The sequence below is a fragment of the Pseudomonas sp. IT-P260 genome, from assembly GCF_949768395.1.
GTDB lineage: Bacteria > Pseudomonadota > Gammaproteobacteria > Pseudomonadales > Pseudomonadaceae > Aquipseudomonas > Aquipseudomonas parakoreensis.
Window position 1 is genome coordinate 36,442 of sequence record NZ_CATKPO010000033.1, and the last position, 14,797, is coordinate 51,238.

Consider the following 14,797-nt stretch of genomic DNA (forward strand, 5'->3'; position numbering starts at 1 on the left):
TTTATTGCGCTGAGTTCACTCTGGCAGGTGGTGTCGGGTTTCAGGTTTTCGGCGGCTGCCGCGGCATCGAATTGATTACCGGATCACCCTCGGTATTACGGGTCAGGTAGACCGGCAACACCTTGGGCAGGGTGTTGACGAGGCCGCCGAGTTCTTTGACGTTGTAGACACCGCCGACACGGATGGCGCCGGTACTGGCGTCAGCCAGTTTCAACGGTTTGCTCAGATAGCGATTGATCAGCGGCAAGGCCTCATTCAGTGCCAGGTTGTCGAGCACCAGTTTGCCACTGCGCCAGGCCAGAGCATTGTCGTTGGCGTAGGTCTGACTGATCTGTGGCATGTAGTCGCCATGCCGGTACTGCGCCTGCATGGCGGGCCCAAGGCGCAGACCGTCGCCGGGCAGTGCGGCGTTGCTGGTTACCAGCACCGAGCCTTCGATCAGATTGACCCGCACCTGATCTTCGTAGAGCCAGACATTGAAGCGGGTGCCGGTCACGCGGATCTTGCCTTCGCCGGCCCTGACCACGAACGGGTGGGAGAGGTCATGACTGACTTCGAAAAACGCCTCGCCTTTTTTCAGGGTGACTCGGCGTTCGTCCTTGTAATTGCTGAAAGTCAGCTCGGTGTTGAGGTTGAGTTCGACTTGACTGCCATCGTTCAAGGTAACTTGACGGACATTGTCGGTGGCTTCGAAGTGCTGATAGCTGTTGGGCAACCAGCCCAGATTCCAGCCACCGTACGCGGCCAGTGGCAAGGCCAGTGCGCACACGCTCGCTGCAATTGCATAGCGACGCCAGGCGGGAACCGCTTTATTCAGCGGTACATTCGGCAGCGCCTGCGGACGGGGCAAGTGCTCGGCAACGTCCCAGATTTCCAGCATGGCGTCATATTCGAACGCATGCAGCGGATGCGCATCGCGCCATTGCTCGAAAGCCAGACGCTCCTCGGTGGAGCAGTCTACGGCGTGCAGACGCATGCACCAGTGCGCGGCGGCATCGGTGATTGCATCGTATTCGGCTTCCGAGAGGGATTCTTGGGTCATTGACTCGTCCTGATTTGCTGCATTCTAACCTTGCGGGTCGGGTGCCGAGAACATCCGTCATGGCAATTGCCCATCAAAGTGGAACTTATTTTTCCGTGTGGCGCCCAAAAACAGGACGTTAGACGAACATCATCCACAAATGGAGTGAAAAAATGATCAAAAAAACCTTGGCCGCTGCAATCGCCACCGCCGCCTTGTTCAGTGCCGGTGCTGCCATGGCTGACCGTCCCGGTGCGGGCTGGGTCACCATCGAAAAGGCTATCGAGATCGTGAAAACCAAGGCCGGTTACGTCGAAGTCTATGAAATCGAGGCCGACAATGACGGCTACTGGAAAGGTGAGGGACGCAAGGCCGATGGTTCGGTGTATGAATTCCGTATCGATGGTGCCTCGGGCAATGTATTGCGCGACCAGAAAGACTGACCTTGCCCCGCGATAACCAATGCGCAGGCCAACCGCCTGCGCATTTTTTTTGTTTCAGTCGAGCCCTTCTTGAGCTTGAGTCACCGGATCGAGCTGGCGGCCCATTTCACAGATCAGAAAGGCGATCGAATCGGCATTGCGCAATATCGTGTCGATGCGTGGAGTCGGGTTGGAAGGGTTGAGAAAAGCCGTCCGCGCGTCATCCAGATTCGTGGTACGCGTGGTCTTGAGAATTTCCTTGCGTACATGATTCATGCCTTCAATCATGTCGATATCCAGCCACTCCTGACGTTCATGGCTCCAGCGCGAGAACAGCTCTTCACGGGGGGTAGACAGTGACAGAGCTTCGCGTTGAAAACGTGTCTGCAACTGTTTGCGGGAAGCTCCGTTACCGGTCACCGTAGCAATCAGATCAGCAAACGGGCGCCGCGCTTCCAGCGAAGCAATGTCGATGGTCTTGCTGAACTGATGGGAAAACTCGTGGATGAGCGTCGCGGCCCGTGCATGCCCTTCGACATTGAAGGGCTCGGTCAGCCCGGTGTTGTACCACTCCAGTTCTTGATTGAAGAATTTTTCGGTGAAATGGACTTTCTTGAGTAAATCGCCATCCAGTACAAAGGCGATTACACCCGAGTCGGGCTGTCTGTTCGAGCCGACCACAAAGCGACGAGTATTCAACAGGTCTTCTGTTGGATCGACCAGTGCATTACAGATCGGCACGATGGACAGCTTCAACTTGTGGAGCATGTCGGCATCGATCCGTTGCACGTCAAAAAACGACTTGAGAAAAGTATCGAGGCGGGTGCCCGGTACATCGTTTCTTAGCTGAACAAGATTGTGCAGGCTGTTGAACGCGTAATGCCGGGCCAGATCAATTGCCTCGATCAACATGAGTGCTTTTTCCGGATGGCGGGCGCGGATTTCTTCCATGCCTTGCGCTTCGATATTCAGCATGTACCGGGCCTGGCGACGGGTGGTGTAATGGTTGACCATCTTCGACAAGGCCTTGCCGAAATGCACGGTATGGCGATCCGGATCCAGCACCAGCTGCCGCGAAGCGGTGTGCTGCAACACCGGACCTGGCTGGCCGGCGCCCTTGATTTGCCAGACGACTCCCGGCCGCTCCACGGGATAGACTTTGCCGGCAATGGGGGCGTAGGTCGCTCTGGTGTTCAGGTCCTGATACGTGCCCTCGGCAGCATTATGGGTCAGATCCTTGAGGGCGATCTTCGAGGTTTCGAATGCCTGCAACGCGGTGCGCTGCGGATCGGTCGGCTTGGTCTGCGCAAGGACTGGGGCGCTCGGCGAGGTTGGCTGCGGCGGCACCGCCTCTTGAGATTCCAGACGTGACTCCAGAGCCAGCCGCCCGAGACTGATCATTTCCGCTGCGCCGGCGGTAAAGGTTTCCAGTGCACGTTTCCAGTGGTGATCCTGCAACGCTTCGGCCGAGCCCTTGAAATCCTTGTAGCTTTGCCAGAGAAACTGCGCACAGGCGAGTTTGCCCGGCAGCACGCCCCGGACCAACTGGATGCCTGAACTGAACAGGTGCTTCGCGGCGTCCCAGTCCGTCTGCGCCGACGGCATCGAATGGCCGCTCAGCAAGCGTGGCAGCAAGGCCAGGTTGTCGTCGAACAACTGCAGCAACCAGTTACCGTTGACCGGGGTGGTGGCCAGGGTCATCTCGCTCGCCTGGCCACTGCTTGCGTTGAACAACGCGCTGAAGATCGAACGTTGAGTTTCCGGCAAGCGGCGCAGCAACAAGTCCTGCAGTGAGCCCGGCGTATTCAGCGCGGCGATGACTGACGCCTCATCCTCGAATTCACTGAATGCGCATTCACCATGGTAGGGCGCATACAACACTTGGGGACCGGGTTTTCCTGCAGGTCCGATCAAGTACAGGCCCAACGCCTTGACCGCTGCAGCCCCGGCGGTCTTGATCAGCGCCAGCGGCCGAGCAATGGCATCGGCCCCTTGCACGGTCGCGCGGGCCACGGCGTCGGGCATGTCGAACACCTGAGCAATCAAGCCGAAGGCCTTCGGCGACAAGCGCTGTTGCAGTTTTAACTGATGGGCATGCTGCAGCAATTGCCAAGGCAGTTGGCGGAGGAAACGCTGCTTGCGTTGTTCAGCGGCGACGTCACTGGCGGACAACGCCGTGGTGATTTTATCGGCAAACGTCGTTGCAACGTTCAGGGACAGCAGCAGGCTCCTGACGGCTTGCGGGTCAAGCCCTGTCGGCAGCGCCCGGTCGGTACCCGAGCTGAGGGTGAATGCCGTGCTCTGTGCGAGATGCGCATGGTTCAAGGCGAAATCGGTCAGGCTCATCGCAGACCCGATCAGCGTCTGTACCGGGGTGATGGTGATCTGTTCGGGGTCGAGATCCTGCTTCTGCAAGCGGGTTCTCAACAGCGTTTGAAGGGTCTGCCTGATGTAGTCACGCACGGTTGGCAGCGCGTGGAGATAATCCTGATCGTCAATGACGCTGTGGCGCCACTGTTCCAGCAGCTCCAGATGCAACTGCTGCGCTTCAAGCGTGGCCATGCCCAGCCAGGCAGGCAACGAATGCTGTTTGCCGATCGACCGCGCCAGAGCGGTGGCGCGCTGCAGGTTGGTCTCCACGACTTGCTCACTCAGCGTCCTGAGGATTTGAGTTTCCCGCGGCTTTGGCCATTGACGGCCCCGTACCTGTTCACAGCGCTGGAGAAAATGTTCGATCGCCGACTCGGTCCGATCCAGCAGGACACTGCGGCTGATCAGCTGCCACTGTCCCAACGTGTAGCGTTGATGGAACCCTTGGTGACGGGGGGAAAGGTTTTCCAACAGCGTCAGGCGTTTTTGCGGATCCGCCAGTCGCTGGTCCAAAACCTGTCTGGCATGCTTGATCGAGCGGAAGACTTCCAGGCCCAGTGCTGGTGTCCACACCATCGCGCGTCCTGAGTGCTGGGTATCGCGGCCACCGCGTTCCGTGAGCAGGACGCAGTTGGCCAGCGGCAGCATTTCGCTTTGCCCGGCGACCTGCAATGTCAATGACCAGGCATCCGGCTGAAACCCGTTGAGTGCCCTGCGGCGGCTGCGATCCGGTTGATCCGGATTGAACACGGTGTCGACCAGCGCTTGCTCATGGCGGCTCAGCGTTCCGTTCAGGACTCTCAACCGTGCTTCACCTGTGATACCGACAGACAGGGCGTGCGCCAGCTTCGCGGCGATTCCTTGCAGGTAGGTGCGCTGCAGCGCCGTGACGGTCAGCGGTTGGGCGGCGAAGTCGGCGGCGAGGGTGGGCATGATGCTGCCGAACTTGCGCACTTCGCCCGCGGCGGTGTCCGCCAGCACCCTTGAAGGTAATTGGTTGCCGGTGAGCATCGGCCGGGTGCTCCAGCGCCCGTGGGCATCCAGGGTCTCAAGCCGCTCGTGGAGCATCGAACGGATGTCCAGGGCCTTGTCGAACAGTGCGCGAATATCCACGGCGCCGTCGCTGTGCCGATACCACTGCAGGGCATAGTCGATGTTCTGTCGCTGCTTGGTGATGATCAACTCGAGCAGCACGCTGAAAACATCTCCGGCAATCGATTGGCCGGAAACCTGCGGCTTGTCGAAACCGAGGAAGCGTTGCCGCTCGTCGAGATTCAACAGACCGTAGAGTTCGTCTTCGTGCCCGGGGCTGGCAAATTTGCTGAGCAGCATGGCTTTAAGATCTTCGTAATCCCTGAGCACCTGCAAACCGTGGGTCGGGGTATACAGGCAACTGTCGGAATGGCTGATCATCAACGCGCCGGCCAGCTCCACGAAGTTTGCCTGATGCTCCCACAAGCGCACGGTTTCCAGCGTCGCGCGGCGTGCCGGACCGTCGCTGAAACCCAACGAGGTCAGCAGGCTGTCGAAGGTGTGCTGCTCGATAATGCCAGCCTCGCGTTTGAGCAAAAAGTCAGCCAGCGCCTGCTGTCGAATGCTTTGCGCAAATACGCTGCGCCGCGGGCTCCCGCCAGCGCTGGGCCCATTCCAATAGCGCTCCATTTGCTGATACAGCAATACCAGCAGTTTGCCCGAAGCCGTGGTGATGGCTGTTTCCCAGTGTTGCTGATCACTGGCCTGGACTGTCCGGTCCGGGTGCGAAAACTCATGGGTCTGGCCAATCGGCCAGCCGGCGTGGCGATAGTGCAATAGCAGCGCATCGCCAAGTGACAGCGCTTCAAACCCGCCCAGTGAAGGACGGTCGCTCGATGCCGGGCCGCTTGCTGCGGCGGCTGTGTAATGGTTCGCGCGTGTGCGGGTCTGGTCGACGCCATGCATGGTCGGCGTCAGGAGTGCGTCGAGTGTGCTCTGGAGCAGGCTTTCCAGTTCGGGCAGTTGCATCAATTCATCGAGCATTGCCTGAGCGTTGAGTCGCAGGCACTGTTCGACGGCAGCGCGTTGATCTTCGAAGATATCGCCTTCGACAAGCTGGTAGGACACGCTGACCGCGCGTCGCTCAACCAGCCGTTTGCGTTGTGACAGGGCGAGCAATGCCAGCAGCCGATCATCTTCGGTGACACGGTTCAGGCGCTCTTCCAGGTGTGCGGTCAGGCTGGCGAGGCTGGCATGTTTTTTCAGCCCGTCGAAGGGGGTGTACAACATGACGCCGCGATCATCGGGGGTGGCACTGAGTATGAAGCTGCCGGCCAGAGGCACCGCAGGCGTATCGTCGGTGTTGAGCAGGATTCGATGGGCAAGCATGGGCGGGGTTTGCTGACTGCGCAGTGTGTGGGTGGCCAGTTGCACGTGGCTCAGCCACTGGAAATCAGCGTTGGACAAGCGATGGACATTGCCGAGTTCACGCCACAATGCGGGGGAATCGAGAAAGGACAGGAACAGCAGGGGAGGCAGGGGAGCAGGCATCATCGGGTCTCGTTCAGGGCACCGTCCGGTGCACCGGTAAATTGAGACTCGAGACTAATGACCGGCCAGATGACGCGGGTGGTACATGGTTACCGCACCAGCGGCAGCGCCGTGTGCTTGCTGCGACACGCCTTCACCGCAACGGTTGACAGCACCCGTGTCTGACGTGGTTAATCGGTGGGCTGGATATTCGTACGCTGTTGTTCCCTCCAATAATTAGTCTGGAGCTTCAGATGTCTGCGCCACACGAACCTCTGTCTTCCCTCGCTGCGTCCACACTTTCGCTCGAAGCGTTGACGCAATTGCTTGAAAAGGTTTTTCTGCGCCATGGTACGTCGGCGTCCGTCGCCCGCACCCTGGCTGCCAACTGCGCCGGTGCCGAGCGTGACGGGGCACACAGTCATGGCGTGTTCCGTATCCCCGGTTATGTCTCGACCCTCAACAGTGGCTGGGTCAATGGTCAGGCGGTGCCGGTGGTCGAGGACGTGGCCTCCGGTTTTGTGCGAGTCGATGCCGGCAATGGTTTTGCCCAGCCGGCGCTGGCCGCTGCCCGGTCGCTGCTGGTGGAAAAGGCGCGCAACGCCGGGATCGCCGTATTGGCGATTCGCAATTCCCATCACTTTGCGGCGCTCTGGCCGGACGTCGAACCGTTCGCCGAGGAAGGCCTGGTGGCGCTCAGCGTGGTCAACAGCATGACCTGCGTGGTGCCCCATGGCGCCGACAGACCGCTGTTCGGCACCAACCCGATTGCCTTTGCCGCGCCCCGGGCCGGCGGAGCACCGATCGTGTTTGATCTGGCGACCAGCGCCATAGCTCACGGCGACGTGCAGATTGCCGCACGCAAGGGCGAACGGCTGCCTGCCGGAATGGGTGTGGACGGCTTGGGTCAGGCGACGCAGGATCCGAAGGCCATTCTAGAGGGCGGCGCACTGTTGCCGTTTGGCGGCCACAAAGGTTCGGCGCTGTCGATGATGGTCGAGCTGCTGGCGGCGGCGTTGACGGGCGGGCATTTTTCTTTCGAATTCGACTGGTCGAACCATCCCGGGGCCAAAACACCGTGGACCGGACAGTTGCTGATCGTCATCGACCCGAGCAAGGCTGCCGGGCAACCGTTTGCCGAGCGCAGCGAAGAGCTGGTGCGGCAGATGCACGGCGTGGGGTTGAAACGTTTGCCGGGCGATCGTCGGCATTTACAGCGCGCGCGATCAACGACCGAAGGGATCGTGCTGGATGAGCAGACGCTGGCGCAGTTGCGAGCGCTGGCGGGGGAATAATGGTCAGATAACCGATGCGGCGAGGGAGCTTGCTCCCTCGCCGCAGATTTATTGTCAGGCCCTGAACAATGCGCTCTGACAACCGTCGCTTAACGACGACCGAGCAACAAGCCCACCACCAGACCGAAACCGGCGGAAATCGCCACGGTCTGCCACGGATGGCCGCCAATGTAACTCTCGGTGGCCTCGACCGCCGGTTTGGTGCGCTCACGCACGCTGGAGACCGAGTCCAGCGCCTGTTGCAGCTTCAGGGCGATTTGTCCGCGCAGGGTCTCCGCTTCTTCGCCCACCAGTGAGGCGCTGCTCTTGAGCAGTTTGTCGGACTCTTCGATCAAAGCCTGAAGTTCGCTGAAGGCTTGATCCTTGATCTGGTCTTCGACGGCTTGCACGCGGGATTTGCGGGCCATTGGGTGACTCCTTGCAGATGGATGAACAGTGATCAATGGAGTGTGGCGCTGACGGAAAAGTTGCACTGATTTTAGGTGCGAAAGAAAAACCTGCGCCGGAGATTTCCCTCGAGCGTGTAAGATGTCGCCATTTTACGCAGCAGGTATTTCCCCATGAGTTTCAATCTGGCCGACAAATCCCTCGCCGAGCGCGCTGCGCTGGAAGACGAGAAATCCCGTCTGTTCGAACTCTGGCAGAACAATCTGGGCAAAGCCAAGGGCGAAGCCGCGCGGTTGTTCGGCGAACGCTCCAAGCGCAAGGGCAAATGGGCCGAGTGGGTGCGCGCCGAGCTGGATGGCATGTCCCCGCCGGAATTCGCCAACATGGTGCGCAGTGAAGTCAATCGCCTGATGGCGGCCAACAAGTAACACAGGCGTCAGTCTGCGTTGAAACACGCAACAATCGCCTCACGCACCTTGATCACCACCGGGTCGATCTGCGTGCTGGTGCGCCAGCCCAGTTCGATCGGGTAACGCGGCAGCGCCAGCGGGCAGGGCAGCAGCATCAGTCCGCTGAGCCCGGCAATGGCCCGGGCGGCATGGGTCGGGATGGTTGCCACGGCGTCGCTGCCCTTGAGCAGATGCGGCAGCGCGGCGAAGTGCGTGGTCGAGGCGCAGACCCGCCGGCTCAGCCCCAGCGCCGCCAGCCCCTCATCGGTGATGCCGATAAAACCGCCCGAGGACACCAGAATGTGCTCGCGGGCGACGAACTCCGGCAAATCGATGCCCTGTTGACCGGGCACCAGACTGTCCGGATCAACCAGACAGGCATAATCCCCTTCACCCAATACCAGACGACTGAGCAGGCGCTCGGCAAATCCGCCGGCGGTGATCGCCAGGTCGATGCTGCGCTCCATCAGGGCGCGAGCGACGATCTGGCTGTGGGTCTGGCGGAAGATCAGCCGCAGCTTGGGTGCACAGCGGGCGATTTCTTCGATCAGGCGCCGGCCATAGGCTATTTCGAAATCATCCGACAGGCCCACCGTCACCGAACGGCCGTCATAGTGATGGGCCGCCGGGTCGACCATCGCCAGGCTTTGCCGGCATTTGTTCAGCGCCTCACTGACCACCGGTTTCAGTTGATTGGCCTTGAGCGTCGAGGCCAGACCGCGTCCGGTGCGCACGAACAATTGATCACCATACACGTCGCGCAACCGGCGCAATGCCGCGCTGACCGCCGATTGGGTCACGCCCAGGCGCAGCGCCGCACGGCTGGCGCTGGACTCCTCATGCAAGGCTTCGAAGACTTTCAGCAGGTTGAGGTCGACGGATGCGATATTCATTTGGCTCATATCATTCAGCAGTGAATTGGTCTTTATTCATGATCCCGTGCCGCCGCAGAATCGGCAACACTTGAACCTGATGGAGTGACTGCAATGCCCAAATCAATCGTCGCTGCCCTGCAGATTGGCGCCTTGCCCGGTGGCAAGGGTGAAACCCTGGAACAGATCCTCAGTTGGGAAGACGCGATCAGCGAGTCCGGCGCGGCGTTGGTGGTCATGCCCGAAGCGTTGCTCGGTGGCTATCCGAAAGGCGAGGGCTTTGGCACTCAGTTGGGCTATCGCCTGCCCGAGGGGCGCGAGGCCTTCGCACGCTATTTCGCCAACGCCATTGACGTGCCGGGGGCAGAAACTGAAGCACTGGCCGGTTTGTCGGCACGCACCGGGGCCAATCTGGTGATCGGCGTGATCGAGCGCGCCGGCAGCACGTTGTATTGCACGGCGTTGTATTTCGATCCGCAGGCAGGGCTGGTGGCCAAGCATCGCAAACTGATGCCGACTGGCACCGAACGGTTGATCTGGGGCAAGGGCGACGGTTCGACGCTGCCGGTACTCGACACTCAGGTCGGCAAACTCGGTGCGGTGGTGTGCTGGGAAAACATGATGCCGCTGCTGCGCACGGCGATGTACGCCAAAGGCATTGAGGTCTGGTGCGCGCCGACCGTGGACGAGCGCGAGATGTGGCAGGTCAGCATGCGCCACATCGCCCATGAGGGCCGTTGCTTTGTGGTCAGTGCCTGTCAGGTGCAGGCTTCGCCGAATGCGCTGGGCGTGGAGATTGCCAACTGGCCGGCGGATCGGCCGTTGATTGCCGGCGGCAGTGTGATTGTCGGGCCGATGGGCGATGTGCTGGCCGGGCCGTTGCGTGGCGAGGCGGGGTTGCTGACGGCTGAGATCGATACTGATGAGCTGGTTCGGGCGCGCTATGACTATGACGTGGTTGGCCACTATGCGCGGCCGGATGTGTTTGAGCTGTCGGTTGATGAACGCGCCAAACCCGGCGTACGTTTCAGCGCATAACTTCAGGACTGACACATACCCTGTGGGAGCGAGCTTGCTCGCGAAAGCGTCAGATCATCCAATATCATCGTTGAATGTCACACCGCTTTCGCGAGCAAGCTCGCTCCCACAGGGGAAAGTGTGTGCAGTCGATTACCACGTCGCAGCAGTGGCCTTTGGCAAACTCAGCTTGCCGCTGTCGACAAAACGCAGGGTGCCGAACACCCCGCCCGCGAGTTTGCCGCGCAGTACGTAGGGCAGGTTGTCGAGGGTTTGGGTCTGGCTCAGGCCGAGGGTCTGGCGCAGCACCGAGAACGCGGAAACGCTGACCGGCACGCTGACAACGGTTTCCGAGAAGCGCGGGATCGAGCCGGTCTGATCACTGACGCCCGAGGCCAGTGGTCGGCCATTGACCTCCAGATCCAGGGCGATACCGTTGTAATCGATGGCCGTTTCGTTGGGGTTCTGCACCCGCAACTTGATCGCGAAACGCACTTCCAGATCTTGGCTCGGCAACGGTTCGAGGCCGACCACGTTGATGTTCACCGGGTCTCGGTTGGGAAACAGCGCGCACGCGCTCAGGGATAGCAGCAGCAGGGACAGGATGACGGCGTGGACGCGGCGCATAAACAGTCTCTCAACGAAAAGGGCTGAACCGTTGCCGGTTCAGCCCTTTTTTCATGGCGTCGCGTCAGCGGTTCAACTGTGCGACCGCCGCTGCGCTTGCAGGTTCAGCTTTGGCCGGCAGATCGGGGTTTTCCATGACCTGCAGAATCGACGCTTCCGGATCGAAATCGTCTTCTTCCAGCTCAATGAAATCTTCCGGCAGGAAGATATTCAGCACGATAGCGCACAACGCACCGACGGTGATCGGCGATTCGAAGATGTTACGCAGCGCTTGCGGCAACTCGCGCAGCACTTCCGGCACCGCGGCGATGCCCAGGCCCATGCCCACGGAGATCGCCACGATCAGCATGTTGCGCCGATGCAGGCCAGCCTCGGCGAGGATCTTGATCCCGGCCACGGCCACGGTGCCGAACATCACCAGTTCGGCGCCGCCGAGCACCGGTTTGGGCATGAGTTGCAGCACCGCGCCGATCATCGGGAACAGCCCCAGCAGCACCAACAGGCCGGCGATGAAGAATGCCACGTAGCGGCTGGCGACGCCGGTCAGCTGGATCACGCCGTTGTTCTGCGCGAACGTGACCATCGGCATGCTGTTGAACACTGCAGCCATGGCCGAATTGAGGCCATCGGCGAGCAGACCGGACTTGATCCGGCGAATGTACAGCGGCCCTTTGACCGGTTGCCGCGAAATCATCGAGTTGGCCGTCAGGTCGCCAGCCGCCTCCAGCGGTGAAACCAGGAAGATCACCGCCACCGGCACGAACGCCACCCAGTCGAAATTGAAGCCGTACTTGAACGGCACCGGCACGCTGACCAGCGGCACTTCGGGCATCGAGGCAAAATCCACGGTGCCCATCAGCCATGCGACCACGTAGCCGAGGGTCAGGCCGATGACGATGGCGCCCAGGCGCAGAAACGGCACGTCGACGCGGTTCAGCACAACGATGGTGCCGATCACCAATGCGGCCAGGAACACATGGCTGGCTGCGCCCAGATCAGGCGCGCCGAAACCGCCGGCGATGTCGGTCATCGCCACTTTGATCAACGACAGGCCCATCAACGTGATGATGGTGCCGGTGACCACCGGAGTGATCAGCATCCTGAGCTTGCCGATGAACTGACTGAGCACCACTTCGATGAATGCCGCGAAGAAGCACACACCGAAAATGGTCGAGAGAATTTCATCGGTACCGCCGCCACGTGCCTTGACCATGAAACCGGCGCTGAGAATCACGCTGATAAAGGAAAAACTGGTGCCTTGCAGGCACAGCAGACCGGAACCCACCGGGCCGAAACGCTTGGCTTGAACGAACGTGCCGAGGCCCGAGACGAACAGCGCCATGCTGATCAGGTAAGGAATTTCACTGTGCAGGCCCAGGGCGCCGCCCATGATCAGGGTCGGGGTAATGATGCCGACGAAGCTCGCGAGCACGTGTTGCAGTGCGGCGAACACCGTGGCGGTCAAGTGCGGTCGGTCGTTGAGGCCGTAGATCAGATCGGTGTTGCGCGGGACTTTTTCAGAGGCGGTCATGGTGTTTTGCGCGCCGTGAGGCGGGGCCGGGTCAGAAAATGGAGGCGCAGGATGCCGGAAGCGGGCGGCGAGGGCAACGAGCAAAAATTGCCTGAAAGGTCAGGTTTTATTGGGTTTGAGGAGGATTTTCCCTTAAATCAAAAGATCGCAGCCTTCGGCAGCTCCTACAGGAATGCAAAATGTAGGAGCTGCCGAAGGCTGCGATCTTTTGATCTTCAAACAAAGGCGGCGAGCAAATCCTCCTCAAACGCCTTCTGCGCATCCCCCGGCACCTGCGCCCGGTGCCGTGCCAGATGAAACGCCACGTCGAAACTCAGTTCCCCAGGCCGCAGCGCGCGCAGCAGTCCCTTGTCCTCCCAGACCCGCGCATAGTGATCGGGCAAATAATCGACGTGCTTGCCGGAGAGAATGAAGGCGAGGGTACCTTCGACCTGCTCCGAACGCGCGGAACAGCGCTGGTCCGCAAACGGCTCGCCACGGCGCATGAACCGATACGGATGATCCACCCGATCGCAGGCCTGCAACGCCCCATCATCCGGCACATCGACGCTGAACAACGGATGTCCCTGCGCGCAGTACAGATGCTGGGTTTCGCTGAACAGTTCGCGGTAATCGAAGGCGCTCTGCACCTGTGAGAAATAACCGATGGCCAGGTCCAGCCGCTGTTGCAGCAGCAGGCGCTCCATCTCCCCGGGCATCGCGCTGATCAACTCGATGCGCACCGACTCGTCGCGCTCACGAAAGCGCCGGATCGCATCCGCCACCCGCAGCAGCACCGACTGATCGACTGCTTCGGAAAGGCCCAGCCGCACCTCACCGATCAACCGTCCGGCGACGCCGTTGGATTGATGGCGGAAGGTCTCGATGGATTCAAACAGCGCGCGAATTGCGATCAGCAATTGCTCGCCCTTGGGCGTCACGCTGAAACCACCCTTGCCCCGGCTGCACAGGCGATAACCGAGGCGGGTTTCCAGCTTGGCCATTTGCTGGCTGATGCTCGACTGGCTCAGGCCCAGCTCACCTTGCGCCGCGCTGAAGCCGCCACATTCCACGACCCGCACAAACAAGCGCAGCAACTGCAGGTCGACGTCGTGAAGCTGACCGAGCATCACATTGCTCCCGGATAAAGTCAGGTTAACAAACTTGATATTTCTGCAATGTATCCGACGGCGCATCCTGCCACCACTTCCTCCGGTCAGGTGTTCGTCATGGCTCCCGTATTCAAGCTGTGTTTTCCCGCGCTGTTGTTGTCCGTGGTCATCCAGGCACAGGCCGAGGATAAAACCCTCAATCTCTACAGCTGGACCGATTACGTGCCGGCGCAGACGCTGCAGCGTTTCGAGCAGGAGACCGGCATTCATGTGCGATACGACACCTTCGATACGTCCGAGGTGTTGGAAACCAAACTGCTGACCGGTGGCAGCGGTTATGACGTGGTGGTGCCGTCGTCCAGCGTGCTGGCCCGTGGATTGGCCGCCGGCGCCTTGAAGGAAATTCCCCATGAGGGCCTCAAGGGTTACGCCAACCTTGATCCCGATCTGCTGGAAAAACTCGCCGCCGTTGATCCCGGTAATCGCTACGCCGTGCCTTATACCTGGGGCACGTTGGGGCTGGGGCTGAATGTCGAGGCGGTGAAAAAGCGTTTGCCGGATGTGCCGCTCAACAGCCTCGATCTGCTGTTCAAACCCGAGTACGCCGGCAAACTCAAGGACTGTGGAATTGCTGTGCTCGATTCGCCGCAGGAGGTCATTGGTCTGGCGCTGCATTACCTCGGGAAGGATCCCTACAGCACCGACAAAAATGATCTGGCCGCCGCCGAAGCCTTATTGGAGAAACTCCAGCCGTCAGTGCTGTACGTCGCCACCGGCCGGCAGATCAACGATTTGGCCAATGGCAGCGTATGCCTGGCGCTGACCTACAACGGCGATGTGAGCATGGCAGCCGATCAGGCACACAAGGCCAGCAAACCGTACGAGGTCGCTTACCGGATTCCGCGCGAAGGCACGTTGATCTGGCAGGACAACCTGGCGATTCCCAAGGACGCGCCGAACCCGCAGGCCGCGCGGGCGTTCATCGAATTCATGCTGCGCCCCGAATCGGTCGCCGAGCTGACCAACACGCTGTTTTTTGCCACCGCCAATCAGGCTGCAACGCCGCTGGTGGACGAGGCGGTGCGCAATGATCCGGACATCTATCCACCCGCCGAAATGCGCGAGCGGTTGTACGCCGACCGCAGCATGAGCCTCAAGGACATGCGTCAGCGCACGCGCCTGTGGACCACTTTCCGTAGCCACCAATAATCAA

The 14,797-nt window shown here is 60.5% G+C and carries 12 protein-coding genes; 5 read left to right on the forward strand and 7 right to left on the reverse strand.

Features of this window, described 5'->3' with window-relative positions:
- Window positions 1-40 precede the first annotated feature (40 nt).
- Window positions 41-1,042 carry a FecR family protein gene (locus tag ACM6HV_RS14140; protein WP_414904497.1) on the reverse strand — a complete coding sequence of 334 codons (1,002 nt, stop codon included), beginning with the start codon at window positions 1,040-1,042 and terminating at the stop codon, window positions 41-43.
- Window positions 1,043-1,194: 152 nt separating this feature from the next.
- Between ACM6HV_RS14140 and ACM6HV_RS14145 the strand changes: the two genes are divergently transcribed.
- Window positions 1,195-1,464 carry a PepSY domain-containing protein gene (locus ACM6HV_RS14145; RefSeq protein ID WP_007961867.1) on the forward strand — a complete coding sequence of 90 codons (270 nt, stop codon included), beginning with the start codon at window positions 1,195-1,197 and terminating at the stop codon, window positions 1,462-1,464.
- A gap of 54 nt (window positions 1,465-1,518) precedes the next feature.
- Here ACM6HV_RS14145 and ACM6HV_RS14150 read toward each other — a convergent pair whose 3' ends face one another.
- Window positions 1,519-6,336: a hypothetical protein gene (locus ACM6HV_RS14150; protein ID WP_414904498.1), complete on the reverse strand. Its 4,818-nt coding sequence runs from the start codon at window positions 6,334-6,336 to the stop codon at window positions 1,519-1,521.
- Between the two features lie 233 nt (window positions 6,337-6,569).
- Between ACM6HV_RS14150 and ACM6HV_RS14155 the strand changes: the two genes are divergently transcribed.
- Window positions 6,570-7,610 carry an Ldh family oxidoreductase gene (locus tag ACM6HV_RS14155; RefSeq protein ID WP_414904499.1) on the forward strand — a complete coding sequence of 347 codons (1,041 nt, stop codon included), beginning with the start codon at window positions 6,570-6,572 and terminating at the stop codon, window positions 7,608-7,610.
- Between the two features lie 89 nt (window positions 7,611-7,699).
- On the opposite strand, the gene ACM6HV_RS14160 is transcribed toward ACM6HV_RS14155, so the two are convergent.
- Entirely contained in the window at window positions 7,700-8,017 is a 318-nt protein-coding gene (locus tag ACM6HV_RS14160; RefSeq protein WP_007961870.1) for a DUF883 family protein, read from the reverse strand.
- Between the two features lie 153 nt (window positions 8,018-8,170).
- Between ACM6HV_RS14160 and ACM6HV_RS14165 the strand changes: the two genes are divergently transcribed.
- Window positions 8,171-8,425, forward strand: a complete 255-nt coding sequence (locus ACM6HV_RS14165; RefSeq protein ID WP_003224595.1) for a hypothetical protein — start codon at window positions 8,171-8,173, stop codon at window positions 8,423-8,425.
- An 8-nt stretch (window positions 8,426-8,433) separates the two neighbouring features.
- Here the strand turns inward: ACM6HV_RS14165 and ACM6HV_RS14170 are convergent, their stop codons facing one another.
- Window positions 8,434-9,348, reverse strand: coding sequence for a LysR family transcriptional regulator (locus ACM6HV_RS14170; RefSeq protein WP_414904500.1), 915 nt, complete (start codon window positions 9,346-9,348; stop codon window positions 8,434-8,436).
- A gap of 84 nt (window positions 9,349-9,432) precedes the next feature.
- Here ACM6HV_RS14170 and ACM6HV_RS14175 point away from each other — a divergent pair, with 84 nt between their 5' ends.
- On the forward strand, window positions 9,433-10,356 hold the full coding sequence (locus ACM6HV_RS14175; RefSeq protein ID WP_414904501.1) for a carbon-nitrogen hydrolase family protein: 924 nt from the start codon (window positions 9,433-9,435) through the stop codon (window positions 10,354-10,356).
- A gap of 132 nt (window positions 10,357-10,488) precedes the next feature.
- Here ACM6HV_RS14175 and ACM6HV_RS14180 read toward each other — a convergent pair whose 3' ends face one another.
- The 3 genes from ACM6HV_RS14180 to ACM6HV_RS14190 form a co-directional block, all read right to left on the reverse strand.
- A complete protein-coding gene (locus ACM6HV_RS14180) occupies window positions 10,489-10,962 on the reverse strand; it encodes an LEA type 2 family protein (protein WP_145597970.1) in 474 nt (157 codons plus the stop codon).
- Between the two features lie 64 nt (window positions 10,963-11,026).
- Window positions 11,027-12,493 (reverse strand): nucleobase:cation symporter-2 family protein, encoded by a 1,467-nt coding sequence (locus ACM6HV_RS14185; RefSeq protein WP_414904502.1) that lies wholly within the window; start codon window positions 12,491-12,493, stop codon window positions 11,027-11,029.
- A 215-nt stretch (window positions 12,494-12,708) separates the two neighbouring features.
- Complete coding sequence (locus ACM6HV_RS14190; protein ID WP_414904503.1) at window positions 12,709-13,602, reverse strand: LysR family transcriptional regulator; 894 nt, start codon at window positions 13,600-13,602, stop codon at window positions 12,709-12,711.
- A 99-nt stretch (window positions 13,603-13,701) separates the two neighbouring features.
- Here ACM6HV_RS14190 and ACM6HV_RS14195 point away from each other — a divergent pair, with 99 nt between their 5' ends.
- Complete coding sequence (locus ACM6HV_RS14195) at window positions 13,702-14,793, forward strand: polyamine ABC transporter substrate-binding protein (protein WP_414904504.1); 1,092 nt, start codon at window positions 13,702-13,704, stop codon at window positions 14,791-14,793.
- The last annotated feature ends 4 nt before the right edge of the window (window positions 14,794-14,797 follow it).

Bases quoted from the DNA above. Each gene is read 5' to 3' on its own strand.
- ACM6HV_RS14140 (WP_414904497.1), bottom strand. From the start codon at position 1,042: ATGACCCAAGAATCCCTCTCGGAAGCCGAATACGATGCAATCACCGAT.
- ACM6HV_RS14145 (WP_007961867.1), top strand. From the start codon at position 1,195: ATGATCAAAAAAACCTTGGCCGCTGCAATCGCCACCGCCGCCTTGTTC.
- ACM6HV_RS14150 (WP_414904498.1), bottom strand. From the start codon at position 6,336: ATGCCTGCTCCCCTGCCTCCCCTGCTGTTCCTGTCCTTTCTCGATTCC.
- ACM6HV_RS14155 (WP_414904499.1), top strand. From the start codon at position 6,570: ATGTCTGCGCCACACGAACCTCTGTCTTCCCTCGCTGCGTCCACACTT.
- ACM6HV_RS14160 (WP_007961870.1), bottom strand. From the start codon at position 8,017: ATGGCCCGCAAATCCCGCGTGCAAGCCGTCGAAGACCAGATCAAGGAT.
- ACM6HV_RS14165 (WP_003224595.1), top strand. From the start codon at position 8,171: ATGAGTTTCAATCTGGCCGACAAATCCCTCGCCGAGCGCGCTGCGCTG.
- ACM6HV_RS14170 (WP_414904500.1), bottom strand. From the start codon at position 9,348: ATGAGCCAAATGAATATCGCATCCGTCGACCTCAACCTGCTGAAAGTC.
- ACM6HV_RS14175 (WP_414904501.1), top strand. From the start codon at position 9,433: ATGCCCAAATCAATCGTCGCTGCCCTGCAGATTGGCGCCTTGCCCGGT.
- ACM6HV_RS14180 (WP_145597970.1), bottom strand. From the start codon at position 10,962: ATGCGCCGCGTCCACGCCGTCATCCTGTCCCTGCTGCTGCTATCCCTG.
- ACM6HV_RS14185 (WP_414904502.1), bottom strand. From the start codon at position 12,493: ATGACCGCCTCTGAAAAAGTCCCGCGCAACACCGATCTGATCTACGGC.
- ACM6HV_RS14190 (WP_414904503.1), bottom strand. From the start codon at position 13,602: ATGCTCGGTCAGCTTCACGACGTCGACCTGCAGTTGCTGCGCTTGTTT.
- ACM6HV_RS14195 (WP_414904504.1), top strand. From the start codon at position 13,702: ATGGCTCCCGTATTCAAGCTGTGTTTTCCCGCGCTGTTGTTGTCCGTG.